The organism is Bacillus sp. FSL L8-0152, from assembly GCF_038006365.1.
GTDB lineage: Bacteria > Bacillota > Bacilli > Bacillales > Bacillaceae_G > Bacillus_A > Bacillus_A cereus.
The window spans coordinates 5,184,627-5,210,936 of record NZ_JBBOVB010000001.1; the positions used below are offsets into that span (position 1 = coordinate 5,184,627).

Consider the following 26,310-nt stretch of genomic DNA (forward strand, 5'->3'; position numbering starts at 1 on the left):
TTTACGTCTTTTAATACTTCTAAGAAACTATTTGATTATCATATTTAATAAAAAAATGAGTAAAACCGAATGAAATAGTTTTACTCATTTTTTTATTATCTTATTTTTATCAGTCAATCATTGAATAGCCTCTGCCATGTATCGTTTGAATATATCTGTCTTTCTTCTCGCACTTTAACTTTTTTCTTACATACCCAATATATAAATCTACTACATTTGGATTTACTACTACGTTATATCCCCAAACTTGATTCAAAAGCATCTCACGGCTCAATATTGTGTTTTTGTTTTTGATTAAAAATACAAGTAAATCATACTCGCGCTTAGTAAGTGAGAGATTTTCGCCACCTTTTTTCACAATATTGCTAGATGCATCAACAAAGAGATCTTTAAACTGAAAAAATTTCATCTCATTTTGCTGGATATAGTCACTTCTCCTTAAAATTGCTTGAACCCTTGCTACTAATTCTTCTTTCACAAATGGTTTTCTTATATAATCATCTGCTCCTGCTTGTAGCCCTGCTATGCAATCCTTACTAGAAATATTGTCGGTCACAATAATTATCGGTGTGGTTTTAACAAGTCGTATTTGTCTGCAAATTTCTGGTCCAGATATACTTAATGAATCCCAATCCAATATGATAATATCCCAATCTTGTTCATATATTATATTTAAACCTTCGTTTTCATTGTGAAGTTTTAAAATGAAGTAACCTTCTTGCGTTAAACCGCTTACGATTTTCTTTGCTGAAGACCGTTCATTTTTAATCACCAACACCTGCTTCACCGATGGTTCACCTCTACTTCAATATAACTTATTTAGATAAAAAATTATCCCCAAAAAACAATTTAAGATTTATAAATTTAAAACTCCTAAATAATCCATTAAAACAGTTTATTAGGAGAACTCTATATAATCTTACAATAGGTATGGATAAAAACACAAAACATATGAAGATTCGAATAAAGCGAAGTATTGATTGGATAGAGATGTTTATCCCCCACTGATTATCAGTCCTCACCAATCGGGCTTTTACTGGATAAAATTGTGATAATTAAGGGATAACACACAAGATGCATTGATGATGTAATTGAAAGAACCAAGAAATTAGATACATTCTATTTTTAGAACCATAAATTTGCCACAAACAAAAAGAACCATAACCTCGCCAAGCTGGCAAAGTTATGGTTCATATCATAAAAATAAAAAAACCACCAAATATGTATTGGTGGAGACGGTGGGAGTCGAACCCACGTCCAAAAATATCGGCACTTAAGCTTCTACGAGTGTAGTCGATATATTAGCATTTCGCGAACTCTTCGGCCTATCGACAGGCTTCCAAGTTGCTAGTCTGATTGTTCTCTTCCTTCGCCCTCAGACGGCGAACTCCGGCGTAGTCCACTTAGTTTGAGTCCCTTACCCTACCACATGGACGATGGAGGGAGGAACCTTTAGTGCAATTAAGCAGCTAAAGAAAGATTGTTTTGTTTGCCAATTATAGGCTTTGACGTTTTAACGAGGCCGATCCCCTCGACTCGCAACCTAAGCTCGAACTATCCCTGTCGAATCCGTAACGTCCCCATGATAAAAATGGAGCATACGAAGAAAATATCGTGATAGCTACTAAGAGCTGTTTTTCAATGTGCAACAACCTTACATAAGTTATTATATCATACGCGCGCCGTTTTACAAATGTAAATATCTGTATTACATCTTTTGGCGATCACGGAACACGCGTGCAATTTCACGTTTTGCTTCTTTCTCTTTTAAATCGTGACGTTTATCGTATTGTTTCTTACCTTTTGCTAAACCAAGTGCCATTTTTGCAAATCCATTTTTCAAATAGATTCTAAGTGGAACTAATGCGTAACCTGTTTCTTTTGCAGCGCCCGCTAGCTTATCAATTTCTTTTTTATGAAGAAGTAACTTTCTCGTACGAAGTGGATCATGGTTGAAACGATTCCCTTGTTCGTATGTATTAATGTGCATATTATGAACCCATACTTCACCATTATGTACACGTGCAAACGCATCTTTCAAGTTCACGCGACCAGCGCGAATCGACTTAATTTCCGTTCCTTGAAGGACAAGCCCTGCTTCGTATGTTTCTTCGATGAAATAATCATGAAACGCTTTTTTATTTTGTGCAATAACCTTACCTGTACCTTTTGGCATATAACGTCCCTCCTCTATTTTTACTATTGTAACAAATGTTAATAAAAAGCGAAAGTGGCTCGCTCAGAATCTTTGGACATTGGAACTCCCGACAGAGAAGCGCTTTTTGCTTCGTGCGAGGGAGTGAAATGGCCCACAGATTCTAGCCACTGTAGCTAGATTCCATAAAAAGCGAAAGTGGCTCGCTCTCAAGCCACCAATAAAAAAAGAAAAAGCCCCGCTTTTCATCAAAGCGAAGCCACTCTTTTCTTACTTACGCTTTTTCTTTTTCTTCTTGAATCCTGGTACGTTTTCGAAAAATCCTTTTTTCTTCTTGCCGTTACCATCTTTTTTCCCTGGCTGACTACCGGACGTAGATGCTGTTGCTGATGCTGATCCTCTTCCTGTACTTTTACCTTTGCCACCACGATCAAATTTTCTACCTGTGCCACGTTCACCGCCACGCTCATTACTGCGCTCGCTACGTCCACCGCGTTTCTTTCTGCCTGTTCTTGGCTGCTCGATAACGACTGGACGATCTTTGAACTTACGGCGAGGTGTGCCTTTCATACCAACGATTTCAAAGTCGATTGCACGCTCGTCTTTATTTACGTTAATAACGCGAATTGTAATTTCGTCACCGATGCGGAATACGTTTCCTGTACGCTCTCCGATCATAGCGAAATGCTGCTCGTCATAACGGTAGTAATCATCCGTTAAATAACTAACGTGTACAAGACCTTCGATTGTATTTGGAAGCTCTACGAATAAACCGAAGTTTGTTACAGAGCTAATCATACCGTCATACTCTTCACCGATCTTATCAACCATATACTCTGCTTTTTTCATCTCATCTGTTTCACGCTCTGCTTCAACAGCACGGCGTTCCATATTAGAAGAGTGCTCTGCAATCTCAGGTAATTTTTCACGCCACTTTGCTTGCGTTTCATTGTCGACTTTACCATTAATAATGTATTCACGAATTAATCTATGAACAATTGTATCTGGGTAACGACGAATTGGTGATGTGAAATGTGTGTAGAACTCAGTTGATAAACCGAAATGTCCTAAACTATCCGCATCGTAACGAGCTTGCTTCATAGAACGAAGCATAACTGTTGAAATAACTACTTCTTCTGGCTGTCCTTGAACCATTTCAAGAATTTGTTGCAGCGCACGAGGGTGCACTTCATTCGCACGTCCTTTTACCGCATATCCGAAGTTCGTTACAAACTCGAAGAAACGCTCAAGCTTATCTTCTTTCGGATCTTCATGGACACGGTACATAAACGGTACGTTCATCCAGTGGAAGTGCTCTGCTACTGTTTCATTCGCAACAAGCATAAATTCTTCAATTAACTTCTCTGATACAGAGCGATCGCGCATAACAACATCAGTCGGTTTTCCTTCTTCATCTACTAATACTTTCGCTTCTTTAAAGTCAAAGTCAATTGCACCACGGCGCATACGTTTTTCACGTAGAATTTGTGCCAATTGCCCCATCTCTTTAAACATCGGTACTAATGGCTCATAACGCTTAATTAACTCTTCGTCCTCATCTTCTAAAATGCTTCTTACGTCAGCATACGTCATACGCTCTGTCGTTTTAATCACACTTTGGAAAATCTCGTGTTTAACAACATCACCTAAGTTGTTGATTTCCATTTCACAAGATAATGTCAGACGGTCTACTTTCGGATTTAATGAGCAAATACCGTTAGATAGACGATGTGGAATCATTGGAATTACACGGTCAACAAGATACACACTTGTCGCTCTTTCCGCTGCTTCTACATCAATTGGAGAACCTTCTTGAACGTAATGACTTACATCCGCAATGTGAACGCCTAGCTTGTAATTGCCGTTCTCAAGCTTCGTTACTGTAACAGCGTCATCTAAATCTTTCGCATCTGCACCATCAATCGTTACGATCATTTGATCACGTAAATCACGGCGATCTTTTAAATCTTCTTCTGAAATCGTTTCTGGTACACTGTTTGCATGCTCCATCACTTCTTCAGGGAATGCTAAAGGTAAATGATGTTTATGAATGACAGATAAAATATCTACTCCTGGATCATTTTTATGACCTAGAATTTGAATAACTTCACCTTCTGCACTTAAACGGTTTTCTGGGTAGCTCGTAATTTTCACAACTACCTTATGACCTTCTACAGCACCCATTGATGCACTTTTCAAGATAAAGATATCACTCGTCCAGCGCTTATTGTCAGGTATAACAAAGCCAAAGTTTTTCGATTCTGTATATGTACCAACAAGTTCTTTCGTTCCACGCTCTAAAATGCGTACAATTGAACCTTCTTGACGTGAACCGCTCGATTGAGAACTAAGTCGTGCTAATACTGTATCGCCATGAAGTGCACCGTTTAATTCTGTAGGAGGGATGAAAAGATCATCGTCTCCCGTTTTCTTCTCGTCTGGTACAACGAATGCAAAGCCCCGTGCATGTCCAATTAACTTACCTCTTACTAAATTCATCTTTTCAGGAAGACCGTAACGGTTGCTACGTGTACGAATAACAAGTCCCTTCTCTTCCATCATTACAAGTGCCTTTACAAAATCTTTAAAGCCCTCAGAACCTTCAATTCCAAATGCCTCTTCTAACTCTTGTATCGTTAGCGGTTTATACGCTTCTTCTCTCATAAATAATAACAACTTATCAATATGTTCTTGTGTAATTTCTTCCAAGCAAAAATACCTCCTTTAAAACCTTATATTATTTAGTGTATCCGAAAGATAGGGGATGTATAAAGCGAAACTTCAATACTCCCCTTATGATTTTTACAGTTTTCACAAAAAATTCCTTATGAAAAAAAGAGGCAACTAGATCTTACCAATCTAGTTGCTCCAAGAAGTTATATACATCCTCATGTAGCTCGTCACGTTGTTTATCAAGTGTAATGACATGCGTAGAGTCTTCATACCATTTAATGTCTTTTAACGTAGATTCTACACCGTTATAAATAATGTTAGCACTATCTGTATTAATCATTTCGTCATGACGTGCTTGTACAACAAATGTTGGTGCATAAATCATATCCACATTGTTACGTACGTCAGCAATTAATTGTTGTAATGCTTTTAATGTATTCATCGGTGTCTTTTGGAATTCCAACATTTCTTGTTCAATTTGTTCTGGTGATTTTTGCTCACGTTTTTTATATTCGCGGGCATATGCCAATATACCTTGGTACATCGTTTCTTCGCTCTTAATATACATCGGTGCACACATTGGTACTACACCTAAAACCGGTACTGTATAACCTAATTTTAAAGAAAATACGCCGCCAAGTGACAATCCAACAACAGCAATTTTCTCAAAACCTTTATCTTTTAAAAGCTGATATGCCTCCGTTACATCTTGCCACCAATCTGTAGGGCCTGTATGAACAAGCTCTTCTGGTGGTACACCGTGCCCTTTATAAATTGGCGCATGACAAGTATAGCCTTTCTTTTCTAAGAAACGCCCTAACATACGTACATCAGCTGAGTTCCCTGTGAATCCATGTAGTAATAAAACAGCGCGGTCTCCACCCTCAAATGTAAATGGTTTCGGAGATGCTAATTTCATCATGTACTTCTCCTCTTTCTCTTCTGTAATCTAGTCGTATTCTTTCTATATCTAGTGTACCATATTTACATTTCTATAATCTAATTAGAAACATCTTTCAAATGGCAAAACAAAAAAGAAGAACCATTAGTACATCTTACTAACGCTTCTTCTTTCAATTCTATAAGTTTAAGTACGTAACAGCAATTGTTAATACAAAGAACAATACAGCTAAAACAATTGTAATACGGTTTAATACTGCTTCAATTCCACGTGCTTTTTGCTTACCAAATAATTGCTCTGCACCGCCTGAAATTGCACCTGAAAGGCCTGAGCTATTACTAGACTGCATAAGTACCATAACAATCATTAAAATCGATACAGTAATAAGTAAAACGGATAATAACGTATGCACTTGGCGTACCTCCTACAAAGATTCAGTTATTGTAACTGTAGCATAAATCCTATAGAAAAGCGAGAGCTATAGAATTGCCCTCGCTTTTCTTCTATTACATAAACATCATTGCAAATAACGGTCCAAGTAAACATGTCAAAATTGCTGTTAATGTCATTGTTACCGATCCAATAACACCTTCATGTTCGTTATTTTTCATCGCTCTCATAACACCCATAATATGAGAAGCACATCCAAATCCGATACCTTTACCAACTGAGTTTGTAACACGGCTCCATTTCAACAAGAGAGGTCCTGTAATTGTTCCAGTAATACCTGCGATAACAACGAAAGCTGCTGTTAAGGAAGGTACACCACCAACTTGTTCAGAAACGCTCATCGCAACTGGCATTGTCACCGATTTTGGTAAAGACGATAAGATTAAGCTTTTATCTGTTCCCATAAGTGAAGCAATGGCAAAATCACTAGCGATTGCAACTGTTGTACCTACTAATACCCCACCAGCAATCGGTACAACATATTTTTGCAGAACATGACGTTGTTTATAAAGAGGAATTGCAAATGCTACAACACCGGGTCCAAGTAGCTTTGCAATCCAGCCACCACCACTTTCCATATAATGTTGATATGGTATATCAAGCACGATAAATAGGAAAGCCATTAATCCTGTTGCTACAAGCATTGGAATGGTGAATGGTGTTGGAAATAATTTATAGATTTTTTTAGATAATTGATATAATAGCACCGTAAAAAGAACCCAACCGATTCCGATTAATATTTGGCTCATCGCGACTCTCTTTCCTTCCTATTCGCAAGATATTGTCCTGTATGTCCTGCGACAATAATAATTAAAAACGTACTCGCTACAACTGTAATGAAAAGAGAAATTCCTTTACTCATAAAAAAAGCACCGTAATTCATTAGGCCAAGCGTTGGCGGAATTAATAAAAACGGCATAATAGCAACGAGTGTTTCTGCTCCTAAATCGAACCATTTCACTGGAAGAACTTTTAGGCTAAGTAAAACAAGTAAGAGGAACATCCCAATCAAACTTCCTGGGATTGGAATGTTTAACATTTCTTGCACCCAAGTTCCAACCATATAAAACACGTAAAGAGCAGCAATTTGGACAAGAATCTTTGTAAATTTCATGTTCATCATCCCTCATGTTTATACGATCTTCTGTTAATATCTTTATCATAGTATAAATTGTAAAAAGCTGCAATTTATCAACTTGACAGCAAAAAAAGCCGATGTTATACGCTTACAACCTTGATATGACTGCATTTCCAAATGAAAATTACGTCAAAAACCTTGACCTAATATAAAAAGTTTTTATTTTCTGAATTTATAAGACTGTTATTTCAATAAAATAATCTTTTTATCCTTAAACTTACATATATATAAAGTGAAACTTTAATCATTGAGGGTTTCCTCATCCCCATTGATCATTCCTCACCAAGCGGGTTTGTACGGGATAAACAAGATAGGTGGTGAACATATGCCCAAAAAAGTTCTCATTTTTTGTGATCCTGGGATTGATGATACGATGGCTCTCCTCTTAGCATTCTTTATCAATGAAATAGAAATCGTCGGTATCGTTGCTGATTACGGCAATGTTCCAAAAAAAATGGCCGTAGAAAATGCTCATTTTCTTACAAGCGAAGTAAAGGGTAGAAATATCAAAATCTTTGGTGGATCAGAACGTCCAATTACTGGTGCTCCTCCTGCTTTTTTTACAGATGTACACGGGAAACAAGGGCTCGGGCCAATTATTCCAAAGGTGAATGTAACTAACGAAGAAATGGAGAATTTTTTTGAAGTTATTCCTCTTATTGAACAGTATAAAGATGAATTAATTATTGTGAGCTTAGGAAGACTTACCTCCCTAGCAATTTTATTTATCGTATGTAAACAATTAATGGAGCAAGTTAAATCTTACTACGTAATGGGCGGTACCTTTTTACATCCTGGTAATGTTACCCCTATTTCCGAAGCAAACTTTTATGGCGATCCTACTGCAGCTAATATAGTCCTTCAATCCGCAGCTAACATGTACATATACCCATTAAACGTCACCCAATATTCCATCATTACACCAGAAATGGCCGAATACATTGAGGCAAAAGGAAAAGCCCCACTTGTCAAACCGTTATTCGATCATTATTACTACGGATATTATAAAGACGCCCTACCACATTTAAAGGGCAGCCCCTTCCATGACACAATGTCAATACTCGCTTTACTTGATAACTCTATGTTTACCTATCACAAATCACCTATCGTTATCATGACAGAATCTTATGCGCAGGGGGCAAGCATTGGAGAATTTCGCTCTTTAGGAGAACCTAAACCATTTATTGATTGGCCGAGTCATCAAATAGCAATTGATTTTGATTATAACCGCTTCTTCAAACATTTCATGTCACTTATGACAGGTGAACAATTTTAACATAAAAAAACAGACCGTGATTTCTCACGGTCTATCGTTTATTTTCTACAATTATCGTTTGATGTTATAGAAAGATTTGATACCATCGTAAACAGCGATTTCGCCTAGTTCGTCTTCGATGCGTAATAATTGGTTGTACTTAGCAATACGGTCAGTACGGCTCATAGAACCAGTTTTGATTTGGCCAGCGTTAGTTGCAACTGCGATGTCAGCGATTGTAGCATCTTCAGTTTCACCAGAACGGTGAGATACAACTGCTGTGTAACCAGCACGTTTAGCCATTTCGATAGCTTCGAAAGTCTCAGTTAAAGTACCGATTTGGTTAACTTTAATTAAGATTGAGTTAGAGATACCTTTTTCGATACCTTCAGCAAGTTTTTGAGTGTTAGTTACGAATAAATCGTCACCAACTAATTGTACTTTATCACCGATACGCTCAGTTAATAATTTGTGACCATCCCAGTCGTTTTCGTCTAAACCATCTTCGATAGAGATGATTGGGAAGTCTTTGCAAAGCTCTTCGTAGAAATCAACCATTTCTGCAGAAGTTAAGCCAGTACGGCCTTCGCCTGCAAGGTCATATTTACCAGTTTCTTTGTTGTAGAACTCAGAAGAAGCAACGTCCATTCCTAAGAATACGTTCTCGCCAGCTTTGTAACCAGCTTTTTCGATAGCTTCGATGATTACTTCTAGAGCTTCACGGTTAGAACCAAGGTTTGGAGCGAATCCACCTTCGTCACCTACTGCAGTGTTAAGACCTTTGTCATGTAATACAGCTTTAAGTGCATGGAATACTTCAGCACCCATACGGATTGATTCTTTGAATGTTGGAGCACCAACTGGTAAGATCATGAACTCTTGGAAGTCAACGTTGTTATCAGCGTGAGAACCACCGTTGATGATGTTCATCATTGGAGTTGGTAATTGTTTTGCATTGAATCCACCAAGGTAACGGTATAATGGAAGACCTACGAAGTCAGCTGCTGCGTGAGCTACTGCCATAGATACACCAAGGATAGCGTTAGCGCCTAGTTTACCTTTGTTTGGAGTGCCATCTAATTCGATCATAGCACGGTCGATACCAGCTTGGTCAGTTACATCGAAACCAGCGATTTCTGGAGCGATAATTTCGTTAACGTTGTTTACTGCGTTAACAACACCTTTACCAAGGTAACGAGATTTGTCACCGTCACGTAATTCTACTGCTTCGTGCTCACCAGTAGATGCACCACTTGGTACGATAGCGCGTCCGAAAGCGCCGCTTTCTGTGTAAACTTCTACTTCTACAGTTGGGTTACCACGAGAGTCAAGGACTTCGCGAGCATAAACATCAATAATTGTTGACATAATAAATTCTCTCCTTTTTATATAAGCAAATTATTTAATAATTGTTTTACCTGTCATTTCTTTCGGTTGTTCCACATTTAAAAGTGTAAGCATTGTTGGAGCGATATCTCCTAAAATACCACCTTCACGAAGCTCTACATCATTTTTTGTAACGATGAAAGGAACCGGGTTAGTTGTATGAGCTGTCATAGGACCGCCATCAGCAGTTAACTCCTGATCAGCATTACCATGGTCAGCAGTAATAAGTGCTACACCATCTTTTGCAAGAATTGCTTCTACAACTTTTCCTAAACATTCGTCAGTTGCTTCTACTGCTTTAATTGTTGGTTCCATCATCCCAGAATGGCCAACCATATCACAGTTCGCAAAGTTAAGAATGATAACATCATGTTTATCATTTTCGATTTCATTTACTAAAGCGTCCGTTACTTCGTAAATGCTCATTTCAGGTTTCAAGTCATACGTTGCAACCTTTGGTGAGTTAATTAAGATACGCTCTTCTCCTGGGAATTCAGCCTCACGACCACCGCTAAAGAAGAATGTAACGTGCGGATACTTTTCAGTTTCCGCGATGCGAAGTTGCTTTAATCCCGCTTGCGCAACAACTTCACCTAAAGTGTTATCAAGGTTCATTGGCTTGAATGCCACGTAACCATCTACAGTTTCACTGAAGTGTGTCATACATACGAATTCTGGAATGTGAGGTACTTTTTCACCACGATCGAACTCACGGAAGTCTTCGTTTGTAAATACACGAGCAATTTGAATTGCACGGTCTGGACGGAAGTTATAGAAGATAACTGCATCATCATCATTGATTGTTGCAACTGGCGTGTTATCTTCGTTAACAATTACAGACGGCAATACGAATTCATCATAGATACCGTTCGCATAAGAGTCTTCTACACACTCTTCTGCTGATTTATAAGTAGGGCCTTCACCATTCACCATAGCACTGTAACATTTTTCTACGCGATCCCAACGCTTGTCACGGTCCATAGAGTAATAACGACCAGAGATAGTCGCGAATTGTCCTACTCCTGTTTCTTTAATTACTTCATTCGTTGCATCGATATAACCTTTTGCTGTTTGTGGTCCAACATCGCGGCCATCTAAGAATGCATGGATATAAACTTTCTCCACGCCTTCTTTTGCTGCTAAGCGAAGAAGAGCAAACATATGGTTCATGTGACTGTGCACACCACCGTCAGAAAGTAAACCGAATAAATGAAGTGCAGTACCTTTTTCTTTTACGCTTTTAATTGCATTTTGGAAAGTTTCGTTCTTATCGAACTCACCTTCACGAATTGCAACGTTAACGCGTGTTAAGCTTTGATATACTACGCGGCCAGCACCGATATTTAAGTGACCAACCTCAGAGTTACCCATTTGACCTTCTGGAAGACCTACCGCCTCACCACAAGCTGTAAGCGTTGTATGAGGGAATTTGTTCCAGTAACCATCAAAATTAGGTTTCTTAGCTTGTGCTACAGCATTCCCGTAAGTTTCTTCACGAAGTCCGAAACCGTCAAGAATGATTAAAGCTGTTGGCTTTCTCATTTTACCGCCCCCAGAAGACCTAAGAACGAAGCAGGCTCTAAGCTAGCACCGCCAACTAAAGCGCCGTCGATGTCAGATTGTGCCATATACTCTTTAATGTTTTCTGGTTTTACGCTACCGCCGTATTGGATACGAACAGCTTCTGCAGCTTCTGGAGAAACAGCTTCTGCAACAACTTTACGGATGTGCGCACATACTTCGTTTGCATCTGCAGAAGAAGAAGACTTACCTGTACCGATAGCCCAGATTGGCTCATAAGCGATAACAGTTGCTTTAACTTGCTCTTCTGTTAAACCTGCAAGTGCTTTTGTCACTTGACCTGCTACTAGATCAAATGTTTTTCCGCTTTCGCGCTCTTCTAAAGTCTCACCACAACATACGATTGGTGTTAAACCATGTTCAAATGCTGCGATAGTCTTTTTGTTTACTGATTCGTCTGTTTCAGCAAACATTTCACGACGCTCAGAGTGGCCAAGTACTACATAGCCAACTTTTAAGTCGCTAAGTGCTACTGGGCTAATTTCGCCAGTGAATGCACCATTTTTTTCGAAGTGCATGTTTTGTGCACCTACTTGTAAGTCAGTTCCTTCAGTTGCTGCTACAAGACGCTCTAAGAATAGAGCTGGAGAGCAAACTACTGCATCAACAGCTGAAGCTGCTGGGATTTGACCTTTAACTTCCTCTACGAAGCTAACTGCTTCAGATAGAGTTTTATTCATTTTCCAGTTACCTGCGATAATTGGTTTACGCATGCTTTGCACCGTCCTTTTTCTTTGGCTGCTACTTATTTGTCGTTAAGACAAACTACACCTGGAAGCTCTTTACCTTCCATGAATTCTAATGACGCACCGCCGCCAGTAGAAATGTGGCTCATTTTATCAGCCATACCGAATTTTTCAACAGCTGCTGCAGAGTCACCACCGCCGATAACAGAGTATGTATCTTCTGCATCTGCTAATGCTTGTCCTACTGCTTTTGTACCTTCTGCGAATGGAGTCATTTCGAATACACCCATTGGTCCATTCCATACAACAAGCTTAGAATTTTTAATTACATCTGCATAAATTTCACGTGTTTTAGGACCGATGTCCACGCCTTCCCAGTTAGAAGGGATAGAGTCGATACCAACAATTTTAGTTGTTGCAGTTTCAGAGAATTCCTCAGTGATTACAACATCAACTGGCATGTAGAAGTTTACGCCTTTTTCTTTTGCAAGTTGCATAAATTCTTTAGCTAGTTCAATCTTGTCGTCTTCACATAGAGATAGACCAATTTCATGACCTAAAGCTTTAACGAACGTGTAAGCAAGTCCGCCACCGATGATTAAGTTATCTACTTTGTCTAATAGATGACGAATTACACCGATTTTATCTTTTACTTTCGCACCACCGATGATAGCTGTAAATGGACGTTCTGGGTTAGAAAGTGCTTTACCAAGTACATCTAACTCTTTTTCCATTAATAGACCAGATACTGCTGGTAGGTATTCTGCGATACCTGCTGTAGAAGCATGAGCACGGTGAGCTGCACCGAATGCATCGTTTACGAAGATGTCAGCAAGTGCTGCAAATTCTTTCGCAAGTTCTGCATCGTTCTTTTCTTCGCCCGCATAGAAACGTACGTTTTCAAGAACTAATACGTCGCCTTCGTTCATTGCTGCAACCATTTCTTGTGCAACTGGTCCGAATGCTTCGTCAGCTTTTTTAACATCTTTACCAAGAAGCTCGCCTAAACGTGCTGCTACTGGAGTAAGACGTAATTCTTCTACTGCTTGACCTTTTGGACGGCCTAAGTGGCTTGCTAAAATAACTTTCGCACCTTGCTCTACTAAATATTTAATTGTAGGAAGAGCTGCACGGATACGAGTTTCATCTGTAATTTTGCCTTCTTTCATAGGTACGTTGAAATCAACGCGGCAAAATACACGCTTACCTTTTAAATCTACGTCACGAATTGATTTTTTGTTCATTGGATTTCCCTCCGACTACTAGTTAGGATTGACAAAACCCATTCAAAAGCTTAACACATTTGCTTTTAAAACGAAAGAAGAGAGAGAGGGAACAAACCCTCTCCCTCGTTTTGTCATTGATAACTTATATAATTAAGAATTAAAGACCTTTTGAAGTCATGTAAGCTGCTAAGTCTACTACGCGGTTAGAGTAACCAGTTTCGTTATCGTACCAAGAAAGTACTTTAACCATGTTACCTTCCATTACCATTGTAGATAATGCATCGATTGTAGAAGAAGCTGTACATCCGTTATAGTCGATAGATACTAATGGCTCTTCGCTGTATCCAAGGATACCTTTTAATTCGCCTTCAGCTGCTGCTTTGAATGCTGCGTTTACATCTTCAACTGTTACTTCTTTGTCAAGTTCAACAACTAAGTCAACAAGAGAAACGTTAGCAGTTGGAACACGTACAGCGCCACCGTTTAATTTACCTTTAAGTTCTGGTAATACTAATGCTACAGCTTTAGCTGCACCAGTAGATGTTGGGATCATGTTTTCAGCTGCTGCACGAGCACGACGTAAATCTTTGTGTGGTAAGTCTAAGATTTGTTGGTCGTTAGTGTAAGAGTGAATTGTTGTCATCATTCCGCGTTTTACGCCGAATTTTTCGTTTAATACTTTAGCGAATGGAGCTAGACAGTTTGTAGTACAAGAAGCGTTAGATACTACGTTGTGGTTAGCTGCATCGTATTGTTCATGGTTAACACCCATAACTACAGTGATATCTTCGTCAGAAGCTGGAGCTGAGATGATAACTTTCTTAACTGATCCACCTAAGTGTTTTTCAGCGTCTGATTTTTTAGTGAAACGGCCAGTAGATTCTACTACTACTTCTACTCCGTAGTCGCTCCATGGTAATTGAGCTGGGTCACGCTCAGCGATAACTTTAATTTCTTTACCGTTAACAACGATGCTGTTTTCGTTAGCAGATACTTCTGCATTTAAAGTTCCGTGAACTGTGTCATATTTTAAAAGGTGAGCTAATGTTTTAGCATCTGTTAAGTCGTTGATTGCTACTACTTCTACCTCAGAGTTGTTAAGAGCTGCGCGGAATACGTTACGTCCGATACGTCCAAATCCATTAATACCAATTTTAGTCATTTGAATTTCCTCCTTGGGGGATTATATTAAAGGGTAAAACCCTTTGTTAATTGTTTTGCTGCACCTTCATCTGTAATTAGAATTGAAGTGTGCCCTTGCTTTATTACAGCCTGTATTGCTTTTGCCTTTGAAGAACCTCCAGCGACTGCAACAACGTGAGATACATTTTGTAAATCCTCAAGTTGCATACCAACTGTTCTTACTTTATGAACAACATTTCCTTCTTCATTAAAGTAGTAACCGAAAGCTTCGCCAACTGCTTCGCTTGCTTGAATCTTTAACCAATCTGCTTCTGAAGTACTTCTGCGACGTGCCATTGTTAACGCATCACCTATTCCATGAATGACGATATTGGAAGATCGAATCAACTCAAGAACTTCTTTCACGGAAGGCTCTGTCACAATAGACGCATATGCTTCGCTACTAACATGGTCTGGAACATACAATAAGCGATAATTACTCATCGTATTTTGCGCCATCTTGGCACAAATGGTATTGGCTTCTAATTCAACACCTTCTCCAATTCCACCACGTGCTGGGACAAATAGCATATGTAAATCTTTGCAATCAAGTTGCATCATGTCCGCAGCAGCAGCTAGCGTAGTTCCTCCAGCCACAGCAACGATATTATTCGCTGTCAGACGGTCTTTTATACAAGTCACACAAGCACGGCCCATCTCCAGTTTGACCCAAGGTGATTCATCACTATCACCAGGGACAACGAAAACTTCATCCAAGTCTAATGTTTCCTTAAGTTGCTTTTCTAAAACCTTTAACCCGGAAATTTCTTTCATAAAGTCTTCCAAAGCAAGAACTAAAGCTGTTCCTTCTTCTGTCAAAGTCATTCCAGAAGAAGCGACGTGAACTAAGTTTTGTTCTTTCAAAACTTGAACTTCACTTCGCAATACTCGTTCTGTCATACCGAGGCTTGCTGATAAGTTTCTTCTTCCAATCGGCTGCATGAGCCTAATGTATTGAAGAATTTGCATTCTCGTTTGCATAACAGGTAGCAGATCAGGTAATAATTTTTTTGTATTCTGAATCCATGAGCGCATATCTTTTCTCCTCACTACATTGGTTCATTTTCCCTTGTGGTCACTTTACGTCCCGTAGTGACATTTTGTGTCCCACATAGGTTAAAAAAATAATCCCTGCTACGTGTATTATTGTAACAGGAGATAGAAACTTATTCAACTCTTAACTGCATTCTTTATATAGTTTATTATGACACCTTTGTGAATGTTACCATATTCTACTTGTTTTCCGTCCATTTCTACAACCGGAATCATTAAGTGATATTTTTCTAAAAGGTCATTATCTTCATATATATCTATTTCCTCGATTTGAAAAGAATATTCACATTGTACTTCCTGTAAAACTTGTTTCGCCTTCACGCAAAGGCCACAATCTTTTTTAGTATACAGTACAACTTTCATCTTCTTCACCTATCCGATCGTTTTTCGTAATGACGAAGCTGGGATATGCATTTGTTCTCTATACTTCGCCACTGTTCTTCGAGAAATAACAATTTCATGCTCTTCTTCTAATAATTTTGAAATCTTTTGATCTGAAAGTGGCTTTTTCTTATCCTCTGCCCCAACTAGCGTTTGAATAAATTGTTTTACACGTTTTGTAGAAACTGCTTCATCTTCAGTCGTCGAAACGGCATTGCTAAAGAACGATTTCATCTCAAATAAACCGTGTGGTGTTTGCACATATTTATTTCGCGTCGCACGACTAATTGTTGATTCATGCACACTTAACTCTTCCGCTACCTCTTTTAAAGCGAGAGGTCTTAAATACTCTGGACCTTTCCAGAAGAAATCACGTTGTTTTTCCATAATAATATTCATCACTTGCAGCAGCGTCTGTTTTCTCTGCTTCAAACTGCGCATAATCCACTGCACATGCTGATACTTTTCTGATACGTAAGATGCTACTTCACTTTCACTATTATTAAGAAGCGCACTATATTCAGAATGAATTTCAATTCTCGGCATATTTCTCTCATTCATTTGTAAAACGAGGCGATCGCCATCTTTTTTCACCGCCATATCAGGCACAATATAAAGTGGTTTATCTGAAGAAAACGCAAGACCTGGTTTTGGTTGTAATGACGTTATACAATTTACCGCACTCTGTAATTCCTCATTACTACATTTCAACACTTGAACGAGCTTTCGCCAATCTTTCTTCACAAAATAAGCGAAATGATCTTCTACAACCTCTTCTGCTAATCCATTCCGTCTTTGTAAGCGCTTCAATTGCAAGGTTAGACATTCCTGAATATTACGCGCCCCTACCCCTGCTGGTTCCAGTGATTGGACAAGCTCTACAGAGCGGTCGACTACATGAATATGCGCAGAAAGGAGCTCTGCTAACTCTTCATTCGTTTCTTGTAAATATCCATTTCCATCCATGTTCATAATAATGAAAGAAGCTACTTTTCGCTCTTCTTCATCTATTTTATAATACTGTATTTGATTTAATAAATGTTGCTGAATCGTTGTAGAATCCACACTGTAGATCTCCATCTGATTCTCGACTTGTTTGCTGGTACTTTTACTGTTGTTAGAGCTCTTTTTCTTCTCCCTCTCAAAACCACCTAACTCAATAAGGGGATTCTCTAACGATTGCTCATACAAAAACTCCGATAATTCTTGTACATTATACTGGAGCATTGTAATCGCTTGCCTTAACTCTTGTGTCATTGCCAAACGTAAGCTTTGTTCTTGTAAAAGACTTGCCTTCAAACTAATCTCCCCCTTGTTTCTATTGTACAATAAGTTTGGTAAAAGGAGAATGCTATCACAGACACCCATTCCAAAATATTATTAATTTATATGTATTAATGAGATTTACAACTTACAACCTAAATTTGAATAATATTGAAAGAAAATAATAAACTCAATTATTTGTTACCACATACTAATAGTAACCCTTAATTTTATATATAACAACATTAAATTTATCTCTGTTCAATTCCAAAATAAAAAGAGCAGTTTAGGTATAGTGACACTTCACTATGCCTAACTACTCTTTTACGATTCTTAATTAAGAAAGAAACCTCTTATTTAAAGCTAAGGAACTTTGATTCCTAATTACATAGGAATCATAGAGATAATCGTTCGATTCACTAGACGCTCCTTGAATTCCTCTCATCTCTTCCACAGACAACTCAACTATTTTTTTCACGCTTCTCTCGTTATTACTATCCATCATTTTTTGTTTTCTTTTCGAAAAAAATCCCATAATTTATTCCCCCCTGCAATTAATTATTTTTTAACAATTGAATGAATTTAAGGCTCTTACCACTTCTTAATACACCTTTCGGATAGACCTTCGCTGCAAACATAGCAATTAAGCTAATGCTAGCCAGTAATACAACCATAGATGTAATAATTTCTAAACTCCCAACGGATCCATTAATAATCCTAACTACCATACTAATTGGAGCTGTAAACGGAACATATGATGTCACCCTTGATACTAGCCCTTCAGGGTTATCAAGTACTACTAATAACTCCACCACTAAGCTTCCCATCAATATAAGAGTAATCGGCATCGTTGTTCCGGATAATTCTTCTGGCCTGCTTACCATAGAACCAAACACTGCGAAAAGTGCCGCATAAACGAAGTAACCGAGAACAAAATATAACAAGAAATATGCAGCATGCTCACCTGTAATCATATTTACATCAATATTCACTCCAAAAAACGAATCCGATACCTTAAAAATTCCAGATTTAATATATAGCGCCATACTAAGGAAGAAAATAAATAACTGTGTCAAACTAGCAAGACCGACTCCTAATATCTTCCCAAAGACCATGTGAACAGGCGACACCTTCGTTACCATCACTTCCATAACACGCGACGCCTTCTCTGACGCTACCGCTGTAGCAATCGCATTTCCATACGAAGTAATTGCTAAGTACATAATCGCTACTAATAAATACACCAGTAAGAATGAGCTTGTTTCTTCGTTATTTAAGTTTTGCTTTTTTGCTTGCACGTTCATCGTCAGTGATTTCACAGCCTCTTCTGATAACTGTTGTTTAACTACCGCACTTTGAAAATACTGATTTTGTACAAAGACCTGCGCACTTTGAATCAACTTAGGATTATCCACCTTCATAAAGTAATCTAATACTGGTTCAGCACCCGCACCCTCTTTTAATATAAAGAGCGCTTCGACTTTCTTATCTAACAAATCTTGCTTATATTGATTTAATTTTGTTTTATCGCCTAAAGACCAATCCCATTCTGGAAGAGCTTTACTAAGATTAGATTGATCCAAAGTAACATTAGGTGCTTCGGAAATAAATACAACTTTTGCTTTTTCTTTCTCTCCAGAAAACTTTTGTACTAAAGTTGGAAAGGAGAATAAGAATATCCCTCCCCCTATTAATAACAATGTCATCCCAATAAATATTTTCGTCCTCACACGATCCCAATACGTTTGCCCTAAAACAATCCAGAAATTCCTCATTACTTATGCACCCGCCTTTTCAACAAAGATTTGATGTAAAGAAGGTTCTTTAATAGAAACATCTCGGATATATTGTTTAGTTTTAATGTCTTCAAGCAGCGAAAATGCATCCTCTCCATCATTAACTTTAATCATGAACGTACGATTAACTTTTTCAAAATTGAAATTTTTATTCTTAAGAATAGGTTCAATATCCCCTTCCGTTTGCAACGTCATATATTTGTATTGATAACTTTTCTTAATATCTGACAAGGCACCCGATAATACAAGTTGACCATTTTTCATAATACAAATTTCCTCACAGAACGTTTCTACACTGTCCATTTGATGACTACAGAAGATAATCGTTTTTCTTTGCGCGATTAACTCGAGCACAACATTTTTTAACATCTCTGCATTTACAGGATCCAAGCCACTAAATGGTTCATCTAGTATGATGAATTCTGGATTATGCAATATCGCTGAAATCAATTGAATTTTTTGTTGATTTCCCTTTGACAATTCCTCTGTTTTCTTCTTTAAATGTGGTGTCATTTCTAATTTTTCTAGCCACTGTAACGCATGCCTTTTTGCAAGATTAGCTGGCATTCCTTCTAACTTGCCGAAATACACCAATTGCTCCACTACATTCATTTTCGGGTATAATCCACGCTCTTCTGGTAAATAGCCAATAGATAGGTCTTTCTGTGAAAAAGGGCGATTATTCCATAGAATTTGGCCGCTATCCGGTTTGATTAAATCTAAGATCATACGAATCGTTGTCGTCTTACCAGCACCATTTCGGCCCAGCATCCCTAAAATTCCACCTTCTTCTACACGTATATTTAAATCATTAACGGCTTTATATTCACCAAATGTTTTATTTAATCCTTGAATTTCAAATGCCATATATAACATCCCCTTTTAGCTTTTTACGAAATAAATAACCGCCATTCCTAATGCAATCCCGCCTATCATCAAAAAAAACTTTTTCATCACTATTGCCTCCTTCATTTACTTGTTAAGTTGTATCTTTATCATAGACTTCTTTCTGATGCTATTGTCCGCAATCCGTACTGTATTTACCGTAAAAAAGGCGAACCACTCTTATGTGGTTCACCGCAATTTCAACAGATGACATTGATTGTATGAAAACTTCTTAAATGTTATTATAAAAATATTCAGAAATTAAACGATATACCTACAAAGAGAGGTGTCTAAACCGTTGCAGATACAACGTAACTTCGTTTTCATTTTATGTGTAACTATCCTGTATTTTTGTTTACAAGGCTATATCTTATATAAAATAAACCAACCATATAGTGGAGTTCTTATTTCTAAAACAGACTCAACTACATACACAATAGCAAAAATTAAATCCTCCGGTTGGGCTTTTCATACGGACTTAAAAGAAGGAGATATAATCTATTCGATAAATAAAGAAAAGCCTCATTTAGGAATACTTCCTGGATACCAAAACCAATCACTAAATGCATCTGAAATACAAATTAAAAAAGACGATATCACCCAAACTTATAAAGGAACACAACATTTTATTGATTCTCGTGACAAAATTATTTCTGTATACTTTCCCTTCCTACTCGCTTTTATTTGTTTAGGGTTATCTATTTTTCTTTATACAAAGAAGCCTTTGAACCGGGAAACATTCTTTTTGATCACGTTTCTATTCATGACTTCCTCAAGTCTTCTAATCGCAGTTGAATCTGGTAAAGGTGATTTTATCGCTCTCATTATTTTAAGTATTGTATTTCAAGGTACACCTATGTCTCTCATTTTATTGTTGAATGAATTATTCAAGAAAAAGCAACTATACGTTATTTCTATGAGATTTCTAAAAATCGATATTACAATCGGCATTATTTTACTATTACTCTCTATTTTAACGATGTTCATTCCATGTCCAATAGTTAATACCGATGGATTAGAACTAATTTACCTTTCAATAAATATTATCTTTTGTATATATTTTTTAATCCGTGCCTATATCAAATATCACAGTACAGTACATAAACCATTTTTAAAATTAATGCTCACGATTCATTCCATTGCCTTCTTTCCGTTCGTTACACTCTATGCTCTTCCAGATGCAATATTCAAAACACCTATTCTCTCAGCAGATATTGGCGCTATGTTCCTAATCGCTCTTCCAATCGGGTATTTTTATTTAGTAGCGACGAAGCAGATTTTTGATATAGAGTTTGTATTTGATCGTTTACGGTATTACGCATTTCTGTCACTAATTCCAACTCTATTAATTGCAATCATTACGAGCTGGAGCATTTATTACAAAGACAATTTTCTCTCTCGACTACTGCAAAGTTTTATTATTATTTTTCCGTTAAACATTCTATTTCTCATATTAAAAGAAAGATTAGATTTTACATTCCGTAATCACCTCTTTCGGACTAAAACAAACTTATACGTAAACATTGAACAGTTTACCGCACAGCTATCATCTATTATGAAAACAGAAGAGTTAGAGAAAAAATTCACTAATGAAATCGTTTCGATGTTGAAACCTTCTTTTATTCAATTTGTTCAATATGATATGAAAGACAACACATATACACTCTGTAACGGATATCGACAAACGAAAGATTTCACACTTTCTAAAAAGAAAAAATGGAGTATGGCAGCATTACTAATTAATGATTTATTAGAGGATGATGGATGCATTGGCATTTACTTATACTCTACTAAACATATAAAACACTACATCTGGATTGGAAGAAAATTGAATAATATTAAATATAATACGCATGAAAAATCATGGTTCATCACTGTCACGACATACGTCCGTCTTATTTACGAAAACTTGTATACCATTAATGAAATTATTCATTCTCTAGAGCAGGAGAGTTTAGAATCCAAAACAAATTCTGCAAGCTTATCACGCCTACTCTTTCAAATTTCTGAACAAGAAAGGCGCCGACTTGCTTCAGATTTACACGACTCTGCATTACAAGATCAAATTGTATGGTACCGCAAACTAGACTCTTTATTAAAAAACAAATCCTTTCCACTAGAATTAAAAAATGAACTAAAAAAAATCCATTTCGGTATGCACGATGTAATACAACAAATTCGCGACACATGTAATGAATTGCGTCCATCACTTTTATCAGATGCTGGTTTAATTGGTGCATTAAGAGAATTGCTAGCCCAAACACAATTGCGTGTGCAGTTTCAAATTCAATTTGATCATGAATCAATTCAAGAACATCATTACGATTTTGACAAAATTTTATCTTTATATCGTATCATTCAAGAACTACTAACAAACGCAGATAAACATTCCGAGGCAACCATCGTATCGATTTTTTTATGGGAAGAGAATAACTGTATTTTCCTAGACTACCGAGACAACGGCAAAGGTTTTAATATAGACACTCCCTACTCTCCTAAGCAGCATATGGGGCTTTCCGGTATAAAAGGAAGGCTTCAATCAATTGGTGGAGAAATACATATAGTATCCGAAGCTAAAAAAGGACTTCAAATAAACATTACAGTTCCGAGGTGGTAAATAATGATTCGAGTATTAATTGTAGATGATCATCAAATTGTAGGCGAAGGAACAAAGAGCATGATTGAATTAGAAGAAGATATGCAAGCAGAATATATTTTAAATGAACAGGAAGCACTCATAAAAAGTGACGCTACACCTTTTGACGTATACCTCTTGGATATGAATATGCCCAATTGTAGTGGTATTGAACTCGCCCAGAAAATATTACATATTCAAACAGATGCAAAAATCATTTTATATACAGGTTTTGAATATGTATCCCAATTCAATTTATTAATAAACTCTGGTATCAGCGGCATTATTAGTAAATCAGCTTCTCAACAAGAGCTATTAATGGCAATTCGTGCAGCTGTAAACGGATATACTTTACTTCCTATTTCGTTATTACGTCAACTACGTACAGACGATATAACGACTCAACAACTTAAAAATAAAACCGCTCTTCTTACACAAAAAGAATTAGAAATCTTAGAATCCGTCTCTAAAGGAAGTAGCAATAAACAAATTGCTGATGAACTGTACATGAGTTCAAGAGCTGTAGAATACAACCTAACAAAAATCTTCAAAAAATTAAAAGTAGGATCACGCTCCGAAGCTTTAACAGAAGCAATGAGACAAGGCATTTTGAAAGTACACATATAAAATGAGACTTCCATCAGTTTGTTTTGTTTAACCCTCAAATAATGAGATAAATAAAAAAGTCCTAACCTACAAAACGTAAGTTAGGACTTTTTGACGCGCCCAGAGGGATTCGAACCCCCGGCAGACGTGGTACCGGAAACCACCGCTCTATCCGACTGAGCTATGGGCGCATGATTATAGAAAACACTTCATTTTCTTCTCATAATAATAGCAATAAAATCCATCTAAATCAATAAAAATATCCCCGTAATACCTTATGCATCTTAGCTAAAAGCATATAAAATCTATTCCACCCCTAAATTTTCCAATCATAAATTCACCCCAACTCACAAATTATAATCTTTGAATTGATATTCCAAAGGGGGCTTCATTCAATGACTGTAATTACAAAATTAAAGCAAACTGTTTCTGGATTAAAAAGTGCACAAGCTAGCTTAGAGGGATTCGCTCTTGATACGGATAACCAACAAGCTAAGCAACTTTTCCAAACAGCTGCGCAGCAAACACAAACGATTATCGATTCTTTAAACCCACGCGTTGAAGAAGTCCAACAAGAAGAACCACAATACTCACAGCAATAACGAATCAGTCTTGCTGTGAAATAGAAAAAGGATGATATGCAGTCATCCTTTTTCTATCACATTACATATTGCAATAGAAATGGAATGATAATTATGCGAAAACTCGGCCTCATAACCGCATTATTTGCACTTCTATTTAGCTCTTTTACCGGATGTGATAATAGTCCTTTAGATAAAAAAGTGAAAGAAGAAGCAAAACGAACGGAGAAAGAAAAAGGTCCAAAGTTAACAAAGACGAGTACGGAATCCTTTAATCAATCTATATCACAAGGAGCGAAGAAAAGAGCTCTCGCTATGGATGAAATTATAAAAAGCACAGCAGTGAATTCAAATTTAGATCTCTACATAGCAGTTACACCTGAGCATCACGAAAGGTTTGGATTAAAACCTCTTCGTAAAAAGCTTCAAAAGCAGCTAAGTGATGAGCATCCTACTTTCGATGTTCGTGTCAGTACAGATAAAAAAATCTTTATGTTACTCGAAAAACTCGAAAGAAAAATTAAGGAAAAAGAAGTATCTAAAGATGAAATTAATAAACAATTAAAATTCATTGGTAAAAAAATGGAGTCTAACACTTAACGCTTTTTAAAAGAAAAGGAAGGATTGCAATGTCTAGTAAAGATAAAAACTTAACCCCTGTACAACAGGAGTATAAAAAATTCGAACAAGAACGCGAACCGAAACGACCTGTCTTAAAAAATTGTATAAAAGCCTTTTTCGTCGGTGGTTTTATTTGCTTCATCGGACAACTCATTTCTACTTTTTACATCACATATTTTGATTTCACTGAACGCTCAGCAGGAAATCCAACAGTCGCAACTCTTATTTTCATTTCTATGTTACTAACTGGATTTGGTATATACGATCGTTTTGGACAGTTTGCTGGTGCTGGTACAGCTGTACCTGTTACTGGATTTGGTAACTCTGTTATTGCAGCATGTATCGAACACCGAACGGAAGGATTCGTCCTTGGTGTTGGCGGCAATATGTTTAAACTAGCGGGTTCTGTTATTTTATTTGGTGTATTTTCAGCTTTCGTCATCGCACTTATTAAAACGATTCTCGTTCAATGGGGAGGTCTATAAATGTTACAAGGACACCGAACGTGGGTATTTGAAAATAAACCCGTTATTATTTCGACAGGAGTCGTTGGTGGACCGTTTGAAGCAAAGGGGAACATCCCAGAAGACTTCGATATCCTTCATGAAGATTTATGGCTCGGACAAGATTCCTATGAAAAAGCACATAAAATTTTATTCGAAGAAGCTTGTAGCCGCGCTACTGAAAAAGCAGAGCTTCGTAAAGATGATATTCAATTTGTACTTGCAGGAGATTTAATCAATCAAATTACTCCAACAAGCTTTGCTTGCCGGACACTTGGCACTCCTTATCTCGGATTATTCGGGGCTTGTTCTACTTCTATGGAAGGTTTAGCACTTGGGGCAAGTATCGTAAATGCAAAAGGCGCAAAATATTTATTAACTGGTGCATCCAGTCATAATACAGCTGTAGAAAAACAATTCCGCTATCCTACCGAATACGGCGGACAAAAGCCACCTACTGCACAGTGGACAGTAACCGGAGCAGGAGCCGCCATTTTAAGCGATACTGGACATGGTCCAAGAGTAACCTCTGCAACGATTGGACGAGTTATTGATATGGGATTAACAGACCCTTTTAATATGGGGGGCGCGATGGCTCCAGCTGCAGTTGATACAATCGAAGCCCATTTACGCGAACGACAAATCGATGCCTCTTACTATGACCTAATCGTGACTGGTGATCTTGGCCATGTCGGTCGCGAAATTGCTTACGATTTACTACATAAGCATGGAACCAAAGTAAAGAGCGAACAGTTTCAAGATTGCGGAATTATCATTTATAGAGAAGGACAACCTGTCATAGCTGGTGCTAGCGGGCCTGGATGCTCCGCAACAGTCGTTTACGGTCATTTATTAAACCGAATGAAAAGAGGAGAGTTCAAAAAAATACTTGTCGTTGCGACAGGCGCTTTACTATCTCCACTTACATTCCAACAAGAAGAAACGATTCCGTGTATCGCTCATGCCGTTTCGATTGAATTTGGAGGTGCAACGCAATGATTTTTTTCTGGGCTTTCGTCATTGGCGGACTCATATGTGTAATCGGCCAACTTATGTTTGATGTCGGCAAGTTAACACCAGCTCATACAATGGCAACACTCGTTGTTGCCGGAGCTATATTAGATGGATTTAATTTGTATGAGCCATTAATTGATTTCGCTGGAGCCGGGGCAACTGTACCTATTACAAGCTTTGGTAATGCCCTAGTTCATGGTGCAATGGAAGAAGCTGCAAAACATGGCATCGTTGGCGTTATTACTGGCATGTTTAAAGTAACGAGCGCCGGTGTATCAGCAGCTATTATTTTCGGCTTCATTGGAGCATTGTTATTCAAACCGAAAGGATAAGGTGTTC

At 37.7% G+C, this 26,310-nt stretch carries 26 protein-coding genes, 1 tRNA gene and 1 other RNA gene; 8 read left to right on the forward strand and 20 right to left on the reverse strand.

Annotated features, from left to right (window positions below; translation table 11 throughout):
• Positions 1–109: 109 nt before the first annotated feature.
• The 8 genes from MHH27_RS26420 to MHH27_RS26455 all read right to left on the reverse strand — a co-directional run bounded on the left by MHH27_RS26420 (position 110) and on the right by MHH27_RS26455 (position 7,293).
• Positions 110–787 (reverse strand): response regulator transcription factor, encoded by a 678-nt coding sequence (locus tag MHH27_RS26420; protein WP_053563383.1) that lies wholly within the window; start codon positions 785–787, stop codon positions 110–112.
• Positions 788–1,227: 440 nt separating this feature from the next.
• Positions 1,228–1,582: a transfer-messenger RNA gene (ssrA, locus tag MHH27_RS26425) on the reverse strand.
• Positions 1,583–1,708: 126 nt separating this feature from the next.
• A complete protein-coding gene (gene smpB, locus MHH27_RS26430) occupies positions 1,709–2,176 on the reverse strand; it encodes an SsrA-binding protein (protein ID WP_001123920.1) in 468 nt (155 codons plus the stop codon).
• Positions 2,177–2,425: 249 nt separating this feature from the next.
• Complete coding sequence (gene rnr / locus MHH27_RS26435; RefSeq protein WP_097821543.1) at positions 2,426–4,864, reverse strand: ribonuclease R; 2,439 nt, start codon at positions 4,862–4,864, stop codon at positions 2,426–2,428.
• A gap of 142 nt (positions 4,865–5,006) precedes the next feature.
• Positions 5,007–5,747 (reverse strand): carboxylesterase, encoded by a 741-nt coding sequence (estA, locus tag MHH27_RS26440; RefSeq protein WP_000761986.1) that lies wholly within the window; start codon positions 5,745–5,747, stop codon positions 5,007–5,009.
• Positions 5,748–5,907: 160 nt separating this feature from the next.
• Positions 5,908–6,141, reverse strand: a complete 234-nt coding sequence (gene secG, locus MHH27_RS26445) for a preprotein translocase subunit SecG (RefSeq protein ID WP_000557266.1) — start codon at positions 6,139–6,141, stop codon at positions 5,908–5,910.
• Between the two features lie 94 nt (positions 6,142–6,235).
• On the reverse strand, positions 6,236–6,928 hold the full coding sequence (locus MHH27_RS26450; RefSeq protein WP_000078304.1) for an LrgB family protein: 693 nt from the start codon (positions 6,926–6,928) through the stop codon (positions 6,236–6,238).
• Positions 6,925–7,293, reverse strand: coding sequence for a CidA/LrgA family holin-like protein (locus tag MHH27_RS26455; protein WP_000673222.1), 369 nt, complete (start codon positions 7,291–7,293; stop codon positions 6,925–6,927). The genes MHH27_RS26450 and MHH27_RS26455 overlap by 4 nt, the downstream gene beginning before the upstream one ends.
• Before the next feature lie 349 nt (positions 7,294–7,642).
• Here MHH27_RS26455 and MHH27_RS26460 point away from each other — a divergent pair, with 349 nt between their 5' ends.
• Positions 7,643–8,593: a nucleoside hydrolase gene (locus MHH27_RS26460; RefSeq protein ID WP_340944598.1), complete on the forward strand. Its 951-nt coding sequence runs from the start codon at positions 7,643–7,645 to the stop codon at positions 8,591–8,593.
• 51 nt (positions 8,594–8,644) lie between these two features.
• On the opposite strand, the gene eno is transcribed toward MHH27_RS26460, so the two are convergent.
• From eno to MHH27_RS26515, 11 genes are all read right to left on the reverse strand, one after another.
• The gene (eno, locus tag MHH27_RS26465) at positions 8,645–9,940 is read right to left on the reverse strand and encodes a phosphopyruvate hydratase (protein ID WP_000103951.1); all 1,296 of its coding nucleotides are present in this window, start codon (positions 9,938–9,940) and stop codon (positions 8,645–8,647) included.
• A 30-nt stretch (positions 9,941–9,970) separates the two neighbouring features.
• Complete coding sequence (gene gpmI, locus MHH27_RS26470) at positions 9,971–11,500, reverse strand: 2,3-bisphosphoglycerate-independent phosphoglycerate mutase (RefSeq protein WP_001231158.1); 1,530 nt, start codon at positions 11,498–11,500, stop codon at positions 9,971–9,973.
• A complete protein-coding gene (gene tpiA / locus MHH27_RS26475; RefSeq protein WP_001231038.1) occupies positions 11,497–12,252 on the reverse strand; it encodes a triose-phosphate isomerase in 756 nt (251 codons plus the stop codon). Before tpiA ends, gpmI begins: the two co-directional genes overlap by 4 nt.
• 32 nt (positions 12,253–12,284) lie before the next feature.
• Positions 12,285–13,469, reverse strand: coding sequence for a phosphoglycerate kinase (locus tag MHH27_RS26480; RefSeq protein ID WP_098250815.1), 1,185 nt, complete (start codon positions 13,467–13,469; stop codon positions 12,285–12,287).
• A 139-nt stretch (positions 13,470–13,608) separates the two neighbouring features.
• Complete coding sequence (gene gap, locus MHH27_RS26485; protein ID WP_000161234.1) at positions 13,609–14,613, reverse strand: type I glyceraldehyde-3-phosphate dehydrogenase; 1,005 nt, start codon at positions 14,611–14,613, stop codon at positions 13,609–13,611.
• A gap of 26 nt (positions 14,614–14,639) precedes the next feature.
• A complete protein-coding gene (gene cggR / locus MHH27_RS26490) occupies positions 14,640–15,668 on the reverse strand; it encodes a gapA transcriptional regulator CggR (RefSeq protein ID WP_001258185.1) in 1,029 nt (342 codons plus the stop codon).
• A 135-nt stretch (positions 15,669–15,803) separates the two neighbouring features.
• Complete coding sequence (locus MHH27_RS26495; RefSeq protein WP_000869730.1) at positions 15,804–16,049, reverse strand: glutaredoxin family protein; 246 nt, start codon at positions 16,047–16,049, stop codon at positions 15,804–15,806.
• A gap of 9 nt (positions 16,050–16,058) precedes the next feature.
• Complete coding sequence (rpoN, locus tag MHH27_RS26500) at positions 16,059–17,366, reverse strand: RNA polymerase factor sigma-54 (RefSeq protein ID WP_000647954.1); 1,308 nt, start codon at positions 17,364–17,366, stop codon at positions 16,059–16,061.
• Positions 17,367–17,667: 301 nt separating this feature from the next.
• Positions 17,668–17,865 (reverse strand): hypothetical protein, encoded by a 198-nt coding sequence (locus tag MHH27_RS26505; protein WP_000505575.1) that lies wholly within the window; start codon positions 17,863–17,865, stop codon positions 17,668–17,670.
• Between the two features lie 19 nt (positions 17,866–17,884).
• Complete coding sequence (locus tag MHH27_RS26510; RefSeq protein WP_001243601.1) at positions 17,885–19,105, reverse strand: ABC transporter permease; 1,221 nt, start codon at positions 19,103–19,105, stop codon at positions 17,885–17,887.
• Positions 19,106–19,108: 3 nt separating this feature from the next.
• Complete coding sequence (locus tag MHH27_RS26515) at positions 19,109–19,993, reverse strand: ABC transporter ATP-binding protein (RefSeq protein WP_340944603.1); 885 nt, start codon at positions 19,991–19,993, stop codon at positions 19,109–19,111.
• A 316-nt stretch (positions 19,994–20,309) separates the two neighbouring features.
• On the opposite strand from MHH27_RS26515, the gene MHH27_RS26520 reads away from it, so the two are divergent.
• On the forward strand, positions 20,310–22,628 hold the full coding sequence (locus MHH27_RS26520; protein ID WP_340944606.1) for a sensor histidine kinase: 2,319 nt from the start codon (positions 20,310–20,312) through the stop codon (positions 22,626–22,628).
• Between the two features lie 3 nt (positions 22,629–22,631).
• Complete coding sequence (locus MHH27_RS26525) at positions 22,632–23,273, forward strand: response regulator transcription factor (protein ID WP_098235684.1); 642 nt, start codon at positions 22,632–22,634, stop codon at positions 23,271–23,273.
• Between the two features lie 94 nt (positions 23,274–23,367).
• Here MHH27_RS26525 and MHH27_RS26530 read toward each other — a convergent pair.
• Positions 23,368–23,443 (reverse strand) — tRNA-Arg (locus MHH27_RS26530).
• A 204-nt stretch (positions 23,444–23,647) separates the two neighbouring features.
• Here MHH27_RS26530 and MHH27_RS26535 point away from each other — a divergent pair.
• The 5 genes from MHH27_RS26535 to spoVAE all read left to right on the forward strand — a co-directional run bounded on the left by MHH27_RS26535 (position 23,648) and on the right by spoVAE (position 26,303).
• Complete coding sequence (locus MHH27_RS26535) at positions 23,648–23,854, forward strand: DUF1657 domain-containing protein (protein WP_000216166.1); 207 nt, start codon at positions 23,648–23,650, stop codon at positions 23,852–23,854.
• Between the two features lie 93 nt (positions 23,855–23,947).
• Complete coding sequence (locus MHH27_RS26540; protein ID WP_001228545.1) at positions 23,948–24,433, forward strand: YhcN/YlaJ family sporulation lipoprotein; 486 nt, start codon at positions 23,948–23,950, stop codon at positions 24,431–24,433.
• Positions 24,434–24,462: 29 nt separating this feature from the next.
• Positions 24,463–24,939, forward strand: coding sequence for a stage V sporulation protein AC (spoVAC, locus tag MHH27_RS26545; RefSeq protein ID WP_000095399.1), 477 nt, complete (start codon positions 24,463–24,465; stop codon positions 24,937–24,939).
• Complete coding sequence (spoVAD, locus tag MHH27_RS26550; protein WP_053563377.1) at positions 24,940–25,956, forward strand: stage V sporulation protein AD; 1,017 nt, start codon at positions 24,940–24,942, stop codon at positions 25,954–25,956.
• Positions 25,953–26,303 (forward strand): stage V sporulation protein AE, encoded by a 351-nt coding sequence (gene spoVAE, locus MHH27_RS26555; RefSeq protein ID WP_000575919.1) that lies wholly within the window; start codon positions 25,953–25,955, stop codon positions 26,301–26,303. Before spoVAD ends, spoVAE begins: the two co-directional genes overlap by 4 nt.
• Positions 26,304–26,310 lie beyond the last annotated feature (7 nt).

Coding starts and splice junctions, on each gene's coding strand:
- cggR (WP_001258185.1), bottom strand. CDS start 15,668: ATGCGCTCATGGATTCAGAATACAAAAAAATTATTACCTGATCTGCTA.
- spoVAD (WP_053563377.1), top strand. CDS start 24,940: ATGTTACAAGGACACCGAACGTGGGTATTTGAAAATAAACCCGTTATT.
- tpiA (WP_001231038.1), bottom strand. CDS start 12,252: ATGCGTAAACCAATTATCGCAGGTAACTGGAAAATGAATAAAACTCTA.
- MHH27_RS26540 (WP_001228545.1), top strand. CDS start 23,948: ATGCGAAAACTCGGCCTCATAACCGCATTATTTGCACTTCTATTTAGC.
- MHH27_RS26460 (WP_340944598.1), top strand. CDS start 7,643: ATGCCCAAAAAAGTTCTCATTTTTTGTGATCCTGGGATTGATGATACG.
- MHH27_RS26505 (WP_000505575.1), bottom strand. CDS start 17,865: ATGGGATTTTTTTCGAAAAGAAAACAAAAAATGATGGATAGTAATAAC.
- MHH27_RS26480 (WP_098250815.1), bottom strand. CDS start 13,469: ATGAACAAAAAATCAATTCGTGACGTAGATTTAAAAGGTAAGCGTGTA.
- estA (WP_000761986.1), bottom strand. CDS start 5,747: ATGAAATTAGCATCTCCGAAACCATTTACATTTGAGGGTGGAGACCGC.
- eno (WP_000103951.1), bottom strand. CDS start 9,940: ATGTCAACAATTATTGATGTTTATGCTCGCGAAGTCCTTGACTCTCGT.
- MHH27_RS26535 (WP_000216166.1), top strand. CDS start 23,648: ATGACTGTAATTACAAAATTAAAGCAAACTGTTTCTGGATTAAAAAGT.
- MHH27_RS26515 (WP_340944603.1), bottom strand. CDS start 19,993: ATGGCATTTGAAATTCAAGGATTAAATAAAACATTTGGTGAATATAAA.
- MHH27_RS26510 (WP_001243601.1), bottom strand. CDS start 19,105: ATGAGGAATTTCTGGATTGTTTTAGGGCAAACGTATTGGGATCGTGTG.
- gap (WP_000161234.1), bottom strand. CDS start 14,613: ATGACTAAAATTGGTATTAATGGATTTGGACGTATCGGACGTAACGTA.
- spoVAC (WP_000095399.1), top strand. CDS start 24,463: ATGTCTAGTAAAGATAAAAACTTAACCCCTGTACAACAGGAGTATAAA.
- spoVAE (WP_000575919.1), top strand. CDS start 25,953: ATGATTTTTTTCTGGGCTTTCGTCATTGGCGGACTCATATGTGTAATC.
- MHH27_RS26495 (WP_000869730.1), bottom strand. CDS start 16,049: ATGAAAGTTGTACTGTATACTAAAAAAGATTGTGGCCTTTGCGTGAAG.
- MHH27_RS26455 (WP_000673222.1), bottom strand. CDS start 7,293: ATGAAATTTACAAAGATTCTTGTCCAAATTGCTGCTCTTTACGTGTTT.
- MHH27_RS26450 (WP_000078304.1), bottom strand. CDS start 6,928: ATGAGCCAAATATTAATCGGAATCGGTTGGGTTCTTTTTACGGTGCTA.
- gpmI (WP_001231158.1), bottom strand. CDS start 11,500: ATGAGAAAGCCAACAGCTTTAATCATTCTTGACGGTTTCGGACTTCGT.
- smpB (WP_001123920.1), bottom strand. CDS start 2,176: ATGCCAAAAGGTACAGGTAAGGTTATTGCACAAAATAAAAAAGCGTTT.
- MHH27_RS26525 (WP_098235684.1), top strand. CDS start 22,632: ATGATTCGAGTATTAATTGTAGATGATCATCAAATTGTAGGCGAAGGA.